The sequence below is a fragment of the Mycobacterium sp. NPDC050551 genome (assembly GCF_040674075.1).
Classification (GTDB): domain Bacteria; phylum Actinomycetota; class Actinomycetes; order Mycobacteriales; family Mycobacteriaceae; genus Mycobacterium.
Genome location: NZ_JBFARC010000008.1, coordinates 198,580 through 212,951 on the forward strand (window position 1 = coordinate 198,580; position 14,372 = coordinate 212,951).

The following is a 14,372-nucleotide window of genomic DNA, read 5'->3' on the forward strand; positions in this document are numbered from 1 at the left end:
ATTACTCCTTGTGTGAAGATGATCTGATGCGATCGATCGTCGCGGTGCTTGCTGCGTGGGCGACTCCGGTGTTGGTGGCCGCGACGCTGATGGCGCCGCAGGCCTCAGCACAGCCACAGATCCCTCCGCCGATACCGCCCGCCGGGGCGCCGTGCAACAACCCGAACTGCACACCCGGTATCGCACCCAACATCGTGCTCGGCTCCTATTGCAACAACAGCACCTATTACGCGTTCGGCGTGACGTCGTGGGGGCGGCTGGTGTTCTGTGGTTCCGCCCGGCGGTACGAGCCGCGCTGGTTCCGCTCACCCGAGATGCACGGGGTCAAGAACCAGTACGACCTGTGCCCGGAGTTCGTCGGCGAGGTCGCCCAGGCTCCCGACGGCCTCTTCCTCACCTGTGTCGCGATGAACAACCGCGCCTTCTGGGAACGCGGCGACCTGCCCCTGCGCGGCACCGAATAGCGCCGCCGCCCGGTGAAAAGGGCGGCGGCACCACGGATCACGACACGTGCGTGTACTTGATGTTGATCTCGGTCAGGCCGCGAAGGATGAACGTCGGCTCGTACTCGTAGCGCCGGGCGTCGGCCGGGCCGTGCTTCTCCTCGTCGATGGTGATGTCGGCCATCCGGTCGAGGATCCGTTCGACGGACACCCGGCCCTCGACACGGGCCAGGGGGCCGCCCGGGCAGGAGTGCACGCCGCGCCCGAAGGCGATGTGCTCGCGAACGTTCTTGCGGTCCAGGTGGAACGCGTGCGGATCGTCGAAGCGGTCGGGGTCGCGATTGACGGCGCCCGGACAGACCATCACGATCGTGCCCGTCTTCACCTCGAGGTCGCCGACCTTGGCCGGCTTCTTGGCGAGCCGGAACTGACTCTTCACCGGTGCGTCCATCCGCAGCGACTCCTCGACGAACGTCGGGATGCGGCTGCGGTCGTCGCGCAGCGCCTGCTGGATCTCGGGATGGTCGCCGAGGACCCGCATGGAGGCGGACAGCAGCTTGGTGGTGGTCTCCTGGCCCGCGGCGAACAGGAACGTCGCCGAACGGGCCACCTCGATGAGCTCCGGCGTCGACCCGTCCGGGTACTTCGACGTCGCCAGCCCGGTCAGGACGTCGTTGCGCGGGTTCTTCCGGCGGTCGGCGAGGTAGGAGATGAACTTGTCGTCGAGCCACTCGAGCGGGTTCAGGCCGACGTTCGCACCGTCCAGCCGACCGACCTGGGTTTCCGGCCGGGGGGCGCCCAGCACGTTGCGGAACTCCTCATGGTCCTCCGGGGGCACCCCCAGCAGGTCGGCGATCACCAGCAGTGAGAACGGTTTGGCGTAGGAGGACAGGAACTCGCACTGGCCGGCGGCGATGAAGTCGTCGAGCACCTCGTCGGCGAGGCGCCACATGAAGTCCTCGTTCTCCTTGAGCCGCTTGGGCGTCAGCAGCCGGTTCAGCAGCGACCGGGCGTCGGTGTGCTCCGGCGGATCCATGGTGACCATGTGCTCGAACATCGGCAGCTGCGACCGGTTGGCGGCGATCTGCGCGGTCAGGTCGTCACCCTCCGGGGTGAACGGCAGCGGCGGGAACGGGCCGCCCAGTGCGATGCAGGAGGAGAACGTGTCGCTGTCCTTGAGGACCGAGTTGGCCTCCTCGTAGCCGGTGATCGCCAGCACGCCGTAGTGCGGCTCGGGCTGGACGGGGCACTTGCTGCGCATGTGGTCGTAGTAGGGGTGAGGATCGGGCACCAGCGACGGATCGGTGAAGTAGTCGATGGTGTCGAAGTCGGTCATCTGGGGGCGTCCCTTCGAGAAACTGAACACTGCGGTGGCCCGACAGGAAGTCGGCGCTCTGGGCTGAAAGTGCTGAGCATCTGCTTAGCATGACGTAGGGTCGTGGTCAAGGTCACAGCGCCCGACGGCGGCTACTATCCCCGTGTCCACCAGTCATTCGACGGAAGGTGTTGCGACGTGGCTTCTCCGCGCCGGATCGGGGCGCCCGACGCCAGGAACCGGGTCGTGCTGCTCGAGGCCGCCGAGCAGTTGATGATCGACGAGGGTTACGCGGCGGTGACGTCGCGACGCGTCGCCGAGAAGGCCGACCTCAAACCGCAGCTGGTGCACTACTACTTCCGCACCATGGACGAGTTGTTCTTGGCGCTGTTCCGGCGTCGCGCCGAGCAGGGCCTGGAGGCGCAGGCGCGGGCGCTGACGTCGCCGCAGCCGCTGTGGGCGCTGTGGCGATTCATGACCGATCCGTCGGCGACCCGGCTGACGCTCGAGTTCATGGGGCTGGCCAACCACCGCAAGGCGCTGCACGCCGAGATCGCGCTGTACGCGCAGCGGGCCCGTGAGGAGCAGACCAAGGCGATGAAGGTGGTGCTGCAGAACTACGGGGTCGACACCTCGACGGTGCCCGCCGTGGTGTGGACGTTCTTCGCGACCGGCGCCTCACAGGTCCTGGTGTTCGAGCGCAGCCTCGGGATGTCGCTGGGCCACTCTGAGATCGTGTCGTTCCTCGAAGACCAGATCCGCGCGATCGAGGGGGAGCCGTTGCCCCTCGAGTCACCAGGGGCGGATTGAGCAGAGCGTGCCCTTGGGGCCGGCATCCGTCTTCACCACGACCCCGTCGACGGCGAGGACGCAGTGGAAGTTCGCGGGCTGTGTCGCGTAGAACGTGGTGGCCGTGACCATGGCCCACTGATCCGGGTCGGCGAGCATGACGTCCAGCGTCCACATCTGATCCGGGCCGAGGGCCGACCAGGTCTTGGGGCTGAACTTGTACGAATTGTGGCTGTACTCCGCCCAGTTCGGCGGATCGACGTCGCGGTAGTAGATCTCCGCCTCGGGCACCGGCACCTCGGTGAAGACGGTGTACTTGACGTGATGCATCACCGGCGGTGGCGGTGCGGGCTGGGCGTTGGCCGAACCGACCGTCGACATCATGGCGGCGAACGCCGCCGCGGTCGCGACGGCGGGCCGGATCGGAAACAGCATTATCGAATATTAGAACAGGACTTCCACCGATTGCGCCGTTTGCCCGAGCCGCTCAGTACAGATAGATGGCCAGCACGGCGGCCCACAGCACCGCCAGCCATGCGTCGGTGGCCCAGCGCAGCCACCGGGGCGCCGTCCTGACCTCCATGAAGTACCGGATGATCAACCGGCCCTTGATGACTCCCAGGGCGATCACCGCCAGCGTGATGGGGATGCTGGCCACCGCGTCGTGGTCGCCGTGGGCGGGGGCGAGCCACCAGGAGGCGACGGTGATCGCCGACAGCACGACCCAGGCGACCGTGACCGCACGGTCCGCCGACGCCCTCGAGACGGCGGCTGGAGAAGCATCGACGGTCACAGGTTCACCTCATCACGTAGAGCAGGGCGAAGATGACGATCCACAACAGGTCCACCATGTGCCAGTAGACGGCGCCGGACTCGACCATCGACATCCGGCGACGATGCGGGTCGCGCAGCTCGCGGACGACGATGCCGATGATGAGCAGGCCGAGGGCGACGTGGAAGAGGTGGATGCCGGTGAGCATGTAGTAGAACGACCAGAACTCGCCGCTGCCCAACGTGTGGTCCGCGGCGATCTTGACCGACCACTCGTAGGCCTTGACGCCGATGAACGCCACGCCACAGGCGGCGCCGCCGTAGGTCCACCGCAGGGCGGCGAAGGGGTCGCCCGCCCGCGCCGCCACCACGCCGCGCGCGATGAACCACGAACTCGTCAGCAGCACAAGCGTGTTCAGCACACCCACGGTGAGCGTGAGGTCCTGCTGGGCGTGCAGGTACTCCTGCGGCGCCATCGCCCGGTGCACCATGAAGATCACGAAGTAGGCGCCGAAGATGATGAGGTCGCCCAGCACCATCACCCACATGGCGCCGTCCCCCGGCAGGTGGGCGCGCGTGCCGGGGGCGGGAGCGGTGACGGCGTTCTGCCGGGTGTCGGTCATGGCCGGCCTCAGTCCAGCGGCAGTTCGTCGGCGGGCTGTTCCTCGGTGGCCTTGCGAAGGAAGAAGATCACGCAGGACAGCCAGAAGCCGAAGATCAGCGTCCCGGACCAGAAGGCCATCGACCCGTTCCACGAGAACGGCCCGGCGCCCACCACGAAGAGCGGCGCCGCCATGATCTCCGTGACGATCTGCCAGACGGTGACGTAGGCCAGCCACTTGGGGAAGACGCCGTTGCGGTCGTAGAGGATGGCGATCGCGAAGCCGAAATAGGCGGCGGTGAAGCAGCCGAGTGATCCGACGTAGGACAGGCAGCCGAGGTCGTAGAGCAGCGCCAGCAGTTCGGGATCGCGGTCGGGCCGCAGCGCCGCCGTCAGGAAGCAGAACGCGACGAGCAGGCAGCCGGGCAGCGCGCCGACGGCCATCCCGCCCATGTAGAGATACGCGCACACCGAGCCCGAGGTCATCCGTTTCATGTGGTAGACGACGATGCCGTTGGCCACACCCGCGCCGCCGACGATGAGGATGAGCAGCCCGAAACCGATCTGGATGGTCAGGTGGTGTGCGGCGAAGAACTCGGCCTTCTGCGCGGTGGTGACGTCGGGCCGCGGCGGGGGCATGGTGCGCGCCAGGGCGAAGAAGATCACCCCGAACGCGGTGTAGAACGCGGGCACGATCCAGAAGACGATCCAGATGTCGCGCTTGCCCGCCGACGGTCGCACTGGGGCGGCGCCGCGATTGTCGGCAGGCCTCTCGGCCGGTGAGGTGACCGTGCTCATCGGGCGGGCACCGCCGCGTCGCGCTGCTCGGCGGCCTGCCTGCGCAGCACGCCCCGCAGGACGAAGAACATCACCATCACGAAGGCGGCGAAGGCGCCGTTGCGCAACCAGAACGACACCACGCCGTCCCAGGCCAGCGGTCCGGAGGTGACCACCGCTGCGGCCGCGGCGGGCGCCATCGCCAGCGCCGTCGCCAGCGAGTAGTGCCCGACCCAGCGCGGGAACACCGGCCGCGGACCGGTGTCGAAGTAGACGGCCAGCGCCAGCAGCAGGTTCTGGGCGACCAGCATGCCGACCGGCGCGATGAAGATGATCCAGGCCATGTCGTTGAGCAACTGGACCAGCTCAGGCCCGCGGTCCGGACGGAACGCGGCCACCAGGTAGAAGATGTCGGCAAGCGCGAAAATCGTTGCGCCGCTGACGACGGCGGTCAGGTAGCAGTAGGCCAGCACGTGGCTCTGGCCGGCCATCCGCTTCATCTGGACGACGATCACCAGGAACAGCGGCAGCAGCATGATCGCGCACAGGTTGAACGTGATCATGCTGAACCGGATCATCGCGGCGTTGTCCCGGTAGAACGCCGCGACCTCCTCGGCGGACAGTGTCGGCGACATCGGCGGGAAGAAACCGGGGAAGGCGACGAACGCGACGAGCAACACCACCGCGGCCGCCAGCGCGGCCCACAGACTGACCGATTGGGTGGTGACGTCGGCGGATCGCGGCGAGCTGTCGGTATCGGTGAGCGTCATCGAACCTCGATGCGTTGCGGCGGTGGGCGGAGCGCGCTGAACGCGGCCCCTAGCCGGTCGGCTAGTCAGCCAGAGTAGCCGATCGGCTATCCACCGGGCAACGCCGGGTTCAGGTCGACAGGATGGTGGCCGACGCGGTTCCCGGCGCCCCGTACACCTGCGCCAGCCCGACCCTCGGCTCGCCGGGGACCTGGCGGTCGCCCGCCTCGCCGCGCAGCTGACGCACCAGCTCGTGCACCTGGCGCAGCCCCGACGCGCCGATCGGCTCGCCGTTGGCGATCAGACCGCCGTCGGTGTTGACCGGTATCGACCCGCCGATCTCGGTGGCGCCGTCGGCCAGCAGCTTCTCCTGCTCACCGTCGGCGCACAGCCCCGTCTCGGCCATGTGGATGACCTCCGCGCCGGCGTCGGTGTCCTGGAGCTGTGCCACGTCGACGTCCTCGGGGCCGATCCCGGCCTGCTCATAGGCCGCGCGGGCGGCGTACACCGTGGGGGAGACGTCCTCGTCGAGCGGCGCGGATGTGGCGTGCACCTCGTAGGCGCCGAACGTCCTGGTGCGGATCTCCGTGGCCTTCACGTACACCGGCTTGTCGGTGTAGCGGTGCGCGATGTCGCCGCGGCACATGATGACCGCCGCCGCACCCTCGTCGGGGGCGCAGAACATGAACTGGCGCAACGGATAGTTCAGCACCGGCGAGGCCATGATCTCGTCGACCGAGATCTCCTTGCGGCGGAACGCATTCGGATTCAGTGCGCCGTTGCGGAAGTTCTTGTTGGCCACGCGCGCGAGCGTCTCCTCGGAGATGCCGTGCTTGTGCAGATAGTGGTTGGCCTTGATGCCGAAGAACTTGGTGGTGACGAACTGCCCGTTCTCCGCATACCACTGCGGCAACGCGAGTTTGGCCGGATCGTCGGTGAACGCGCCGCGCGGGTGCTTGTCCAGGCCGATCGCGATGCCGATGTCGTACTTGCCCAGCCGGATGGTGTCGGCGGTCTGCTGGATGGCACTTGCGGCCGTGGCGCAGGCATTGAACACGTTGGTGAACGTGATGCCGGTCAGGCCGACCAGGCGGGTGACCGCGTCGGGATTGGACACCTCGTAGCTGCCGCCGAAGCCGAACTGGATGTCCTTCCAGTCCAGCTTCGCGTCGGTCAGGGCGCTCTGGATCGCCTCGGCGCCCATCTCCATCGCGGTCTTGTCGAAGCGGCCGAAGGGATGCAGACCCACGCCGATGATCGCCACGTCGTTCATGTCTCGACTGTTCCTCTCGTACGCGGGGTCAGACCGGCTGGAAGGCGAAGGTGATGATCTCCTCGCCGTCCTCGTCCTCGGTGAACGGGATCATCGTCAGCTCGACGTCCATCCCGAACTGCAGCTTGGCCGGATCGTTTTCGGTGAGCCGGCCCTCCACCCGGATGACGTCCTCGAGTTGCACGAGGCCGACGCCGAACGGCACGAAATCCTTGCCGGTCGGCCCCTTGTAGGGGGCGCCGGGCGGGAAACCCTGCGTGGTCCAGGCGACGAGCGTGCCCGTCCGCGGGAGCAGCGCGTCCGACATCTCGGCGCTGCTGCACTTCGGACAGTGGGCCTGCACCGGGAAGACGGTCGCGCCACACGCGCCGCAGGTGCTGCCGATCAGCTGGGGTTCGCTGTCCGGCCAGGTCGAGATCTCGGGCGCGAGCGCCTTGGCCATGGACGTCCTCCTGTGTCGACGGTCGAACAGCGCCTATGCGACGCCGTGCATGTGGCTGACATTAATTGGAAATGGCGTTCTCGTCTAGAGAGAACACGTCTCGGTAAACGGGTCTACCGAGCCCGCTTCATCACCTTGTCGGCGGCCTCCCAGTGCGCGTCGGACACCCACAGGCGGGCGAACGCGGCGACGGCTTCGGTGGTGGTGACGCCGTTGACCACCCGTTTCACCTCGGCGGCCGGCGCGGTGGCCAGCGCCCGGGCGACGGCGCGCCAGTCGGCGTCGAAGGAGGCGCGCGGAAGCACCCGATCGATCAGGCCGATCCGCTCGGCCTCGGCCGCCTCGAGCACCGTGCCCGCACCCGCCAGCATCAGCGCACGGCCCCGGCCGACCAGCGCGGCCAGCCGCTCGGCGCCACCCCAGGCGGGCATGATCGCCAGCGTCACCTGGTTGAAACCGATCTTGATGTCATCGGCCGCGAGCCGGATGTCGGCGGCCATCGCGAACTCGGCGCCACCGCCGAGCGCATGGCCGTTGAGCGCCGCGATCACGGGGCCGGGGAAGGCGGCGATCCGGTCGCAGATCGCCCGCATCCGCCAGGCCATCGCCGAGGCGTCGAGTTCGGTGCGCAGCGCACTGAGTTCCTTGAGGTCGCCGCCGGAGACGAACGCGCGGTCGCCGGCACCGGTGATCGCGAGTGCGCGCGCGTCGACGGTGGTCTCGAGGGCGTCGAGCGCCGTCTCGAGCTGGCCCATCGTCTCCAGGGAGATGGCATTGCGGGCGTGCGGGCGGTCGATGGTGATCACCGCTAGTCCGTCGTTCACCTCGAGGTCGACCATCAGACGTTCTCCCAGTGCGGTATTGGCATTCTCGCCAGCGGAGAATAGCATCGCCATCGAGCTGGAGGTGCTGGGCAAGCGTGCGAAACATCCCTGTTGAGCTGACCGAACGGTACGAGGCGGAAGGGTGGTGGACCCGCGAGACACTCGGCGAAATGCTCGCCCGCGGTCTGACCGCGTCCCCAGAAACCGGCTTCTGGGTGCACTCGGCGGTCCGGCCCTATGCCGGCACCTTCTCCGACGTCGAACTGCGGGCGCGGCGGCTGGCGTCGGGCCTGCGCAGGCGCGGGGTGGGGCCGGGTGACGTGGTCGCCCTGCAGCTGCCGAACTGGATGGAGGCGGCCGTGGCCTTCTGGGCCTCGGCGTTCCTCGGCGCGGTCGTCGTGCCGATCGTGCACTTCTACGGCCGCACGGAGCTCACGCACATCCTGGGGACGGCGCGACCCAAGGTCTTCATCACGGTCGAGGAGTTCGGCCGCATGCAGTTCCAGCCGGACCTGTGCGCCGACGTCCCCATCGTCGGCCTGGTCGGCACCGACGGCTTCGACGACCTCTTCGACGACGAGCCGCTGGTCGGCACCGTGCAGGCCGATCCGGCGAGCCCAGCGCTGATCGCCTTCACCTCGGGCACCACCCGCGATCCCAAGGGCGTGGTGCACAGCCACCAGACCCTCGGATTCGAGACCCGTCAGCTGCTGGAGAACTACCCGCCCGACCGCGGCAGGCAGCTGACGGCGACTCCCGTCGGGCACTTCATCGGCATGCTGGGGGCCTTCCTGATCCCGGTGCTCGAGGGTGCGCCGATCGACCTGTGCGACGTCTGGGACCCGGCCAAGGTGCTCGACCTCATCGAGACCGAGGGACTGTCGATCGGCGGCGGCCCGCCCTACTTCGTCACCAGCCTGCTCGACCACCCGAACTGCACCCCGGCGCACATGGCCAACTTCAGCACCGTCGGGTTGGGCGGCTCGACGGTGCCCGCGGCGGTGACCCGGCGGCTGGCCGACATGGGACTGTTCGTCTTCCGCTCCTACGGCAGCACCGAACACCCGTCGATCACGGGGTCGCGGCGCACCGCACCGGAGGCCAAGCGGCTCTACACCGACGGCGACGTCCGCCCGGGGGTGGAGATCAAGCTGACCGACGACGGCGAGATCCTCTCGCGGGGGCCCGACCTGTGCCTCGGCTACACCGACGACGAGCTGACGGCCAAGGCGTTCGACGCCGACGGCTGGTACCACACCGGTGACGTCGGCGTTCTCGACGAGGACGGCTACCTGACGATCACCGACCGCAAGGCCGACGTGATCATCCGCGGCGGCGAGAACATCAGCGCCCTCGAAGTCGAGGAGGTGCTGCTCGCGATGCCCGCCGTGGCCGAAGCGGTGGTGGTGTCCGCGCCCGACGAGCGGCTCGGTGAACATGTGGCCGCGGTGCTGCGGATCAAGCCCGGCCACACCATGCCGGGCATCGACGAGGTCCGCGCCCACTTCGGGCGGGCCGGCGTGGCGCGGCAGAAGTGTCCGGAAGAACTGCACGAGGTCCCCGAGGGGCAGGACTATCCGCGCACGGCGAGCGGCAAGGTGCAGAAAGTCCTCATCCGGTCGCAGATACACGGACGTGTCGCGGCCGCCGCCGGGCAGGGCGTTGCAGTGGCAACCGAATGAGAATACGATTCTCCCAATAAGCAAAGGAGCATTTCATGGGACAACTCTCGCATCGGGTCGACATCCCGTTTCCGCTGTTCGACGCGGACAACCACCTCTACGAGCCGCCGGAGGCGATGACCAAGTACCTCCCCAAGGAGTACAAGGACGTCGTCCAGTACGTCGAGGTCAACGGGCGCACCAAGATCGCGATCAAGGGTCAGATCAGCAACTACATCCCGAACCCGACGTTCTCGCACGTTGCGAAGCCCGGTGCCTGGGAGGAGTACTTCAAGTTCGGCAACCCCGACGGCAAGAGCAAGCGGGAGCTGTTCGGTGAGCCGATGCGCTCGATCCCGGCGTTCTTCGAGCCGGGCCCCCGCCTGGAGCTGATGAACGAGCTCGGCATCGACCGCAGCCTGATGTTCCCGACGCTGGCCAGCCTCATCGAGGAGCGGCTGCGCGACGACCCGATGGCCATCCACGTGATCATCCACTCGCTGAACGAGTGGCTGCACGAGGTGTGGGGCTTCAACTACCAGAACCGCATCTTCGTCACGCCGGTGATCACGCTGCCGATCGTCGAGAAGGCCATCGAGGAGCTGGAGTGGGCCGTCAAGCGCGGCGCCCGCGCCATCCTGGTCCGGCCGGCGCCGGTGCCCGGCTTCCGCGGCCCCCGGTCCTTCGCGCTGCCCGAGTTCGACCCCTTCTGGCAGAAGTGCGTGGAGTACGACATCTTCGTCGGCATGCACTCCTCGGACAGCGGCTACTCGCGCTACACCTCCGAGTGGGACGGCGTCGCCCAGGAGATGCTGCCGTTCCAGACCAACGCGATGAACATCCTCAACGAGTGGCGCCCGATCCAGGACGCGGTGGCCTCCTGGGTCATCCACGGCGCGCTGTTCCGGTTCCCGACGCTCAAGGTGGGCATCGTCGAGGCCGGATCCAAGTGGATGTTCCCGCTGCTGGACTCCATGTCCGAGGTCTACAAGAAGGCCCCGGAGGCATTCCCGGGCAACCCGATGGAGGAGATCAAGAACCGGATCTTCGTCAGCCCGTTCTACGAAGAGGGCATCGACGACCTGATCAACCTCATCGGCGTGGACCAGGTGCTCTACGGGTCGGACTGGCCGCACCCCGAGGGACTGGCCGAGCCGACCCACTACGTCACCGCACTCGAGCACCTCTCGATGGAGGACCAGGCGAAGATCATGGGCGGCAACCTGGGTCGTCTCGTCACTACGTGACCTACGTTCCCACCTGGCAGACCATCCCCGAGATGGTCGCCAGCGCGGCGGACCGCTTCGGCGACGCGGAAGCGATCGTCGACGGTCCGCTGCGCCTCTCGTACGTCGAGCTCGTCGAACGGGTGCGCCGCGCCGCGGGCGCCTTCCGTGATCTCGGCGTGGCCAAGGGCGACCGGGTGGCGGTGTGGGCGCCGAACTCCGCCGAGTGGATCGTCGCGGCGTTCGGACTGGTGACCGCCGGCGGCGTGCTGGTGCCTGTCAACACCCGCTTCAAAGCCGACGAGGCGGCCGACGTCATCGGCCGCAGCGGCGCCAAAGCCGTTCTGGTGCAACAGGGTTTCCTCGGCACCGAGTACAGCGCTGCCGACGGTGTTCCGGTGATCGATCTGAAGTCCGGCTTCCTCGACAGCGGCGAGCCGTTCGAGCGGGCGATCAGCGGCACCGACATCGCCGACATCATCTACACCTCCGGGACCACCGGCCGCCCCAAGGGCGTGATGATGAACCACCTGCAGACGCTGCGGATGTACGAGGAGTGGTGCGACCTCAACGATCTGCGCCGGGGTGACCGCTACCTGGCCGTCAATCCGTTCTTCCACACCTTCGGCTACAAGGCCGGGTGCATCGCCTCGATGATCCGCGGCGCCACGATCCTGCCGGTCCCGGTGTTCGACGTCGACGTCGTGGTCGACCTCATCGAGCGCGAGCGGGTGACCATGCTGCCAGGACCGCCGACGCTGTACCACTCGCTGCTCGCCGTGCAGGACAAGTCGAAGCTGGCGTCGCTGCGTGCCGGGGTCACCGGTGCGTCGGACATCCCCGTGGAGCTGATCCGCCGCATCCACGACGAGCTGCCGTTCGCCTCGGTGAACACCGGCTACGGCCTCACCGAATGCGGCACCGCCACACTGTCGCGGCCGGGTGACTCGTTCACCGACATCGCGACCACCGTCGGAGTCGCGTGCGACGGCATCGACGTCCGGATCGCCGACGACGGCGAGGTCCTGGTCCGCGGCTACAGCGTGATGCAGGGCTACCTCGACGACCCGGCCGCCACGGCGGAGGCCGTCGACCCCGACGGCTGGTTGCACACCGGCGATCTCGGCACGCTCGACGACGCCGGCAGGCTGCGCATCGTCGGACGCAAGAAGGACATGTTCATCGTCGGCGGCTTCAACGCCTACCCGGCCGAGATCGAGGGCTTCCTGCTCGAGCACCCCGCGGTCGCGCAGGCCGCCGTCATCGGTGTGCCCGACGAGCGGATGGGTCAGGTCGGCAAGGCCTTCGTCGTACGGTCCGAGCGGGCGCCCGAGACGACCGCCGAGGAACTGATCGCGTGGAGCCGGGACCGGATGGCGGGATTCAAGGTGCCGCGCTCCATCGAGTTCCTCGACCGACTGCCGCTCAACGCGACGGGCAAGGTCATGAAAGACCAGCTGCGCTCCTCGGCAACCCCGGAACGCAGGCCTGCGCCCGCGTCGAGCGGTGATGAGTAGGGTGGCGTCGACAAACGAGAATGGAAACGCCATTCTCCTCCGGCTGCGTCAGGTGGGACCGGTCAGACAGACAAGACAAGGAGGTCGCTGTGCCTTCGTTCAGGCGTAAGGCGTCGACCGACGCCGGCTCGGGTCCGGTCACCGGCCCACCGACGGACGAGGTATCGCCCGCGGACCCGCAGGACCGGCCCGATCCCGCACTCGCCGGGATCCTCGCCGAGGAAGCCGAGGCCGAAGCGGCCGAGGCCGAGGCGGCGGCCGCCGCCGCCCGTGCGCGGGCGCGCGCGCTGCGACTGCGCCGGCAGGCGCAGGAAGCCGAAGTGTCCGCCGCCGCCGCTGCTGCGACCGTGGCCGAGACCGAGCCTGTCGCGGCCGACAGCGTCCAGGACGACGAGCCTGTCGCCGACACCCCCGCCGGCGATCCCGATACCGAGACCGTCGACGCCGACGATGTTGCTGACGAGAGCGTTGCTGACGAGGCCGGGGCCGACGACGGCTCGCCGGTCGCCGACTTCGCTGCACACGATGCCGACGAGAAGCCTGCGCGCCGACGGCTGCACCTTCGCGTGCCACTGCCGACCTGGAAGGGTGTCGCGCTCTTCCTCGCCGTGCTCTGCACGGGCGCGTTGCTGGCGGCCAGCGGCTACATGATCCGCGAGCACCGCCAGGCCGAGCGCGACGCACAGCTCACCGCGGAGTACACCGCGGCAGGCCGCCAGGCCGTCGTCACCCTGATGTCGCTGGACTTCAACAAGGCCGAAGAGGGTGTGCAACGCATCATCGACAATTCCACCGGCAAGTTCCGCGAGGACTTCCAGCAGCAGGCGCAGACCTTCGCCCAGGTGGCGCAGGACTCCAAGGTGATCACGGAGGTGACCGTGAACTCCGCGGCCGTGAGCACCATGACCGACGACTCGGCGAACGTGATCGTCTCCGCGACGTCGCGGGTGACCAACGCGGCGGGGGCCAACAAGGATCCGCGCGGATGGCGGCTGTCGGTCGACCTGGAGCGCGACGGCGACCAGGTGAAGATGTCGAGAGTCGAGTTCGTGCCGTGACCAAAGACCAGACCGACACCGAAGAGGCCCCGGTGGTCGAGAAATCGGCCGACCACGACCACATGGACACCGACCACACGGACACCGATGACGCCGTGATCGCCGACGAGGCCGTGATCGCCGACGAGGCGACGACGGCGACGGAGCCCGAGAGCGGTGCCACCGAAGCCGGCCGGCTCGAAGACCATCTCGAGCTGTCGGGCCGTGGCGGCAAGGGCCGGCGACGCGGTTCGCGCGGGCGGATCGCCGTCATCTGCGTCGCCGTCGCGCTCGTCCTGTCGGCCGCGCTCGCGATCTCCCTGTACTTCTTCCAGTACCGCCCCGAGCAGCAGACGGACGCGGCCGCCGCACAGGTCGCGCTCGACGCCGCGACCACCGGAACTGTCGCCCTGCTGTCCTACTCGCCGGAGACGCTCGACCAGGACTTCGCCGCCGCCAAGACGCACCTCACCGGCGAGTTCCTGGACTATTACACGCAGTTCACGCAGACCATCGTCACCCCCGCCGCGAAACAGAAGGAAGTGAAGACCAGCGCGTCGGTGGCGCAGAGCGCGCTCGCGGAGATGCATCCCGAATCGGCGGTGGCGCTGATCTTCGTCAACCAGACGACGGTGAGCAAGGAGAATCCGGACGGCGCCTACGCCGCCAGCAGTGTCAAGGTCGGCCTGACCAAGATCGACGGAAAGTGGCTGATCTCGTCGTTCGACCCGGTGTGACCTCCGCCTCGGCGAACCACTCCGGCCTGCCGGACCCGTGCGGCGGATCGCGACGTCAGTCCTCCGCGTGCCGGTCGTGGTCCCAGCGCTCCAACCGGGTCTGCAACTCGTAGAGTCCCAGTGCGGCCAACGGAGTGGCGACTGACACGCACATCAGCAGTAGTGCACTCATGATTCGCTCGGCTCCCAGGTCGTTGCGGTCGACAACAG

16 protein-coding genes are annotated in these 14,372 nt (G+C 68.0%); 7 read left to right on the forward strand and 9 right to left on the reverse strand.

Going from position 1 to position 14,372, the window contains the following annotated elements:
* Nucleotides 1-26: 26 nt before the first annotated feature.
* Nucleotides 27-464 carry a hypothetical protein gene (locus tag AB0K11_RS27145; protein WP_364984601.1) on the forward strand — a complete coding sequence of 146 codons (438 nt, stop codon included), beginning with the start codon at nucleotides 27-29 and terminating at the stop codon, nucleotides 462-464.
* A 37-nt stretch (nucleotides 465-501) separates the two neighbouring features.
* On the opposite strand, the gene AB0K11_RS27150 is transcribed toward AB0K11_RS27145, so the two are convergent.
* Entirely contained in the window at nucleotides 502-1,779 is a 1,278-nt protein-coding gene (locus AB0K11_RS27150) for a cytochrome P450 (RefSeq protein WP_364984603.1), read from the reverse strand.
* A gap of 177 nt (nucleotides 1,780-1,956) precedes the next feature.
* Here AB0K11_RS27150 and AB0K11_RS27155 point away from each other — a divergent pair, with 177 nt between their 5' ends.
* Nucleotides 1,957-2,568, forward strand: a complete 612-nt coding sequence (locus tag AB0K11_RS27155) for a helix-turn-helix domain-containing protein (RefSeq protein WP_364984605.1) — start codon at nucleotides 1,957-1,959, stop codon at nucleotides 2,566-2,568.
* Here the strand turns inward: AB0K11_RS27155 and AB0K11_RS27160 are convergent.
* From AB0K11_RS27160 to AB0K11_RS27195, 8 genes are all read right to left on the reverse strand, one after another.
* Nucleotides 2,551-2,931, reverse strand: coding sequence for a hypothetical protein (locus AB0K11_RS27160; RefSeq protein ID WP_364984826.1), 381 nt, complete (start codon nucleotides 2,929-2,931; stop codon nucleotides 2,551-2,553). The two genes, AB0K11_RS27155 and AB0K11_RS27160, sit on opposite strands and share 18 nt — an antisense overlap.
* 103 nt (nucleotides 2,932-3,034) lie before the next feature.
* Nucleotides 3,035-3,340 (reverse strand): cytochrome C oxidase subunit IV family protein, encoded by a 306-nt coding sequence (locus AB0K11_RS27165; RefSeq protein ID WP_364984607.1) that lies wholly within the window; start codon nucleotides 3,338-3,340, stop codon nucleotides 3,035-3,037.
* A 4-nt stretch (nucleotides 3,341-3,344) separates the two neighbouring features.
* The gene (locus tag AB0K11_RS27170; protein ID WP_364984608.1) at nucleotides 3,345-3,941 is read right to left on the reverse strand and encodes a cytochrome c oxidase subunit 3; all 597 of its coding nucleotides are present in this window, start codon (nucleotides 3,939-3,941) and stop codon (nucleotides 3,345-3,347) included.
* A gap of 8 nt (nucleotides 3,942-3,949) precedes the next feature.
* Nucleotides 3,950-4,717 (reverse strand): hypothetical protein, encoded by a 768-nt coding sequence (locus tag AB0K11_RS27175; RefSeq protein WP_364984610.1) that lies wholly within the window; start codon nucleotides 4,715-4,717, stop codon nucleotides 3,950-3,952.
* The gene (locus AB0K11_RS27180; RefSeq protein ID WP_364984612.1) at nucleotides 4,714-5,466 is read right to left on the reverse strand and encodes a hypothetical protein; all 753 of its coding nucleotides are present in this window, start codon (nucleotides 5,464-5,466) and stop codon (nucleotides 4,714-4,716) included. The genes AB0K11_RS27175 and AB0K11_RS27180 overlap by 4 nt, the downstream gene beginning before the upstream one ends.
* A gap of 109 nt (nucleotides 5,467-5,575) precedes the next feature.
* The gene (locus AB0K11_RS27185) at nucleotides 5,576-6,718 is read right to left on the reverse strand and encodes a thiolase family protein (protein WP_364984614.1); all 1,143 of its coding nucleotides are present in this window, start codon (nucleotides 6,716-6,718) and stop codon (nucleotides 5,576-5,578) included.
* 28 nt (nucleotides 6,719-6,746) lie between these two features.
* Nucleotides 6,747-7,160, reverse strand: a complete 414-nt coding sequence (locus AB0K11_RS27190) for an OB-fold domain-containing protein (RefSeq protein WP_364984616.1) — start codon at nucleotides 7,158-7,160, stop codon at nucleotides 6,747-6,749.
* A 113-nt stretch (nucleotides 7,161-7,273) separates the two neighbouring features.
* Nucleotides 7,274-7,999, reverse strand: coding sequence for an enoyl-CoA hydratase/isomerase family protein (locus tag AB0K11_RS27195; protein ID WP_364984619.1), 726 nt, complete (start codon nucleotides 7,997-7,999; stop codon nucleotides 7,274-7,276).
* 80 nt (nucleotides 8,000-8,079) lie between these two features.
* Here AB0K11_RS27195 and AB0K11_RS27200 point away from each other — a divergent pair, with 80 nt between their 5' ends.
* The 5 genes from AB0K11_RS27200 (at nucleotide 8,080) to AB0K11_RS27220 (ending at nucleotide 14,162) form a co-directional block, all read left to right on the forward strand.
* Nucleotides 8,080-9,666, forward strand: a complete 1,587-nt coding sequence (locus tag AB0K11_RS27200; protein ID WP_364984621.1) for an AMP-binding protein — start codon at nucleotides 8,080-8,082, stop codon at nucleotides 9,664-9,666.
* Between the two features lie 35 nt (nucleotides 9,667-9,701).
* Nucleotides 9,702-10,892, forward strand: coding sequence for an amidohydrolase (locus tag AB0K11_RS27205; RefSeq protein WP_264015511.1), 1,191 nt, complete (start codon nucleotides 9,702-9,704; stop codon nucleotides 10,890-10,892).
* Nucleotides 10,889-12,388, forward strand: coding sequence for a FadD3 family acyl-CoA ligase (locus AB0K11_RS27210; RefSeq protein WP_364984624.1), 1,500 nt, complete (start codon nucleotides 10,889-10,891; stop codon nucleotides 12,386-12,388). The genes AB0K11_RS27205 and AB0K11_RS27210 overlap by 4 nt, the downstream gene beginning before the upstream one ends.
* Nucleotides 12,389-12,477: 89 nt before the next feature.
* The gene (locus AB0K11_RS27215) at nucleotides 12,478-13,446 is read left to right on the forward strand and encodes a hypothetical protein (RefSeq protein WP_364984626.1); all 969 of its coding nucleotides are present in this window, start codon (nucleotides 12,478-12,480) and stop codon (nucleotides 13,444-13,446) included.
* Nucleotides 13,443-14,162, forward strand: a complete 720-nt coding sequence (locus AB0K11_RS27220; protein ID WP_364984628.1) for a hypothetical protein — start codon at nucleotides 13,443-13,445, stop codon at nucleotides 14,160-14,162. The genes AB0K11_RS27215 and AB0K11_RS27220 overlap by 4 nt, the downstream gene beginning before the upstream one ends.
* The last annotated feature ends 210 nt before the right edge of the window (nucleotides 14,163-14,372 follow it).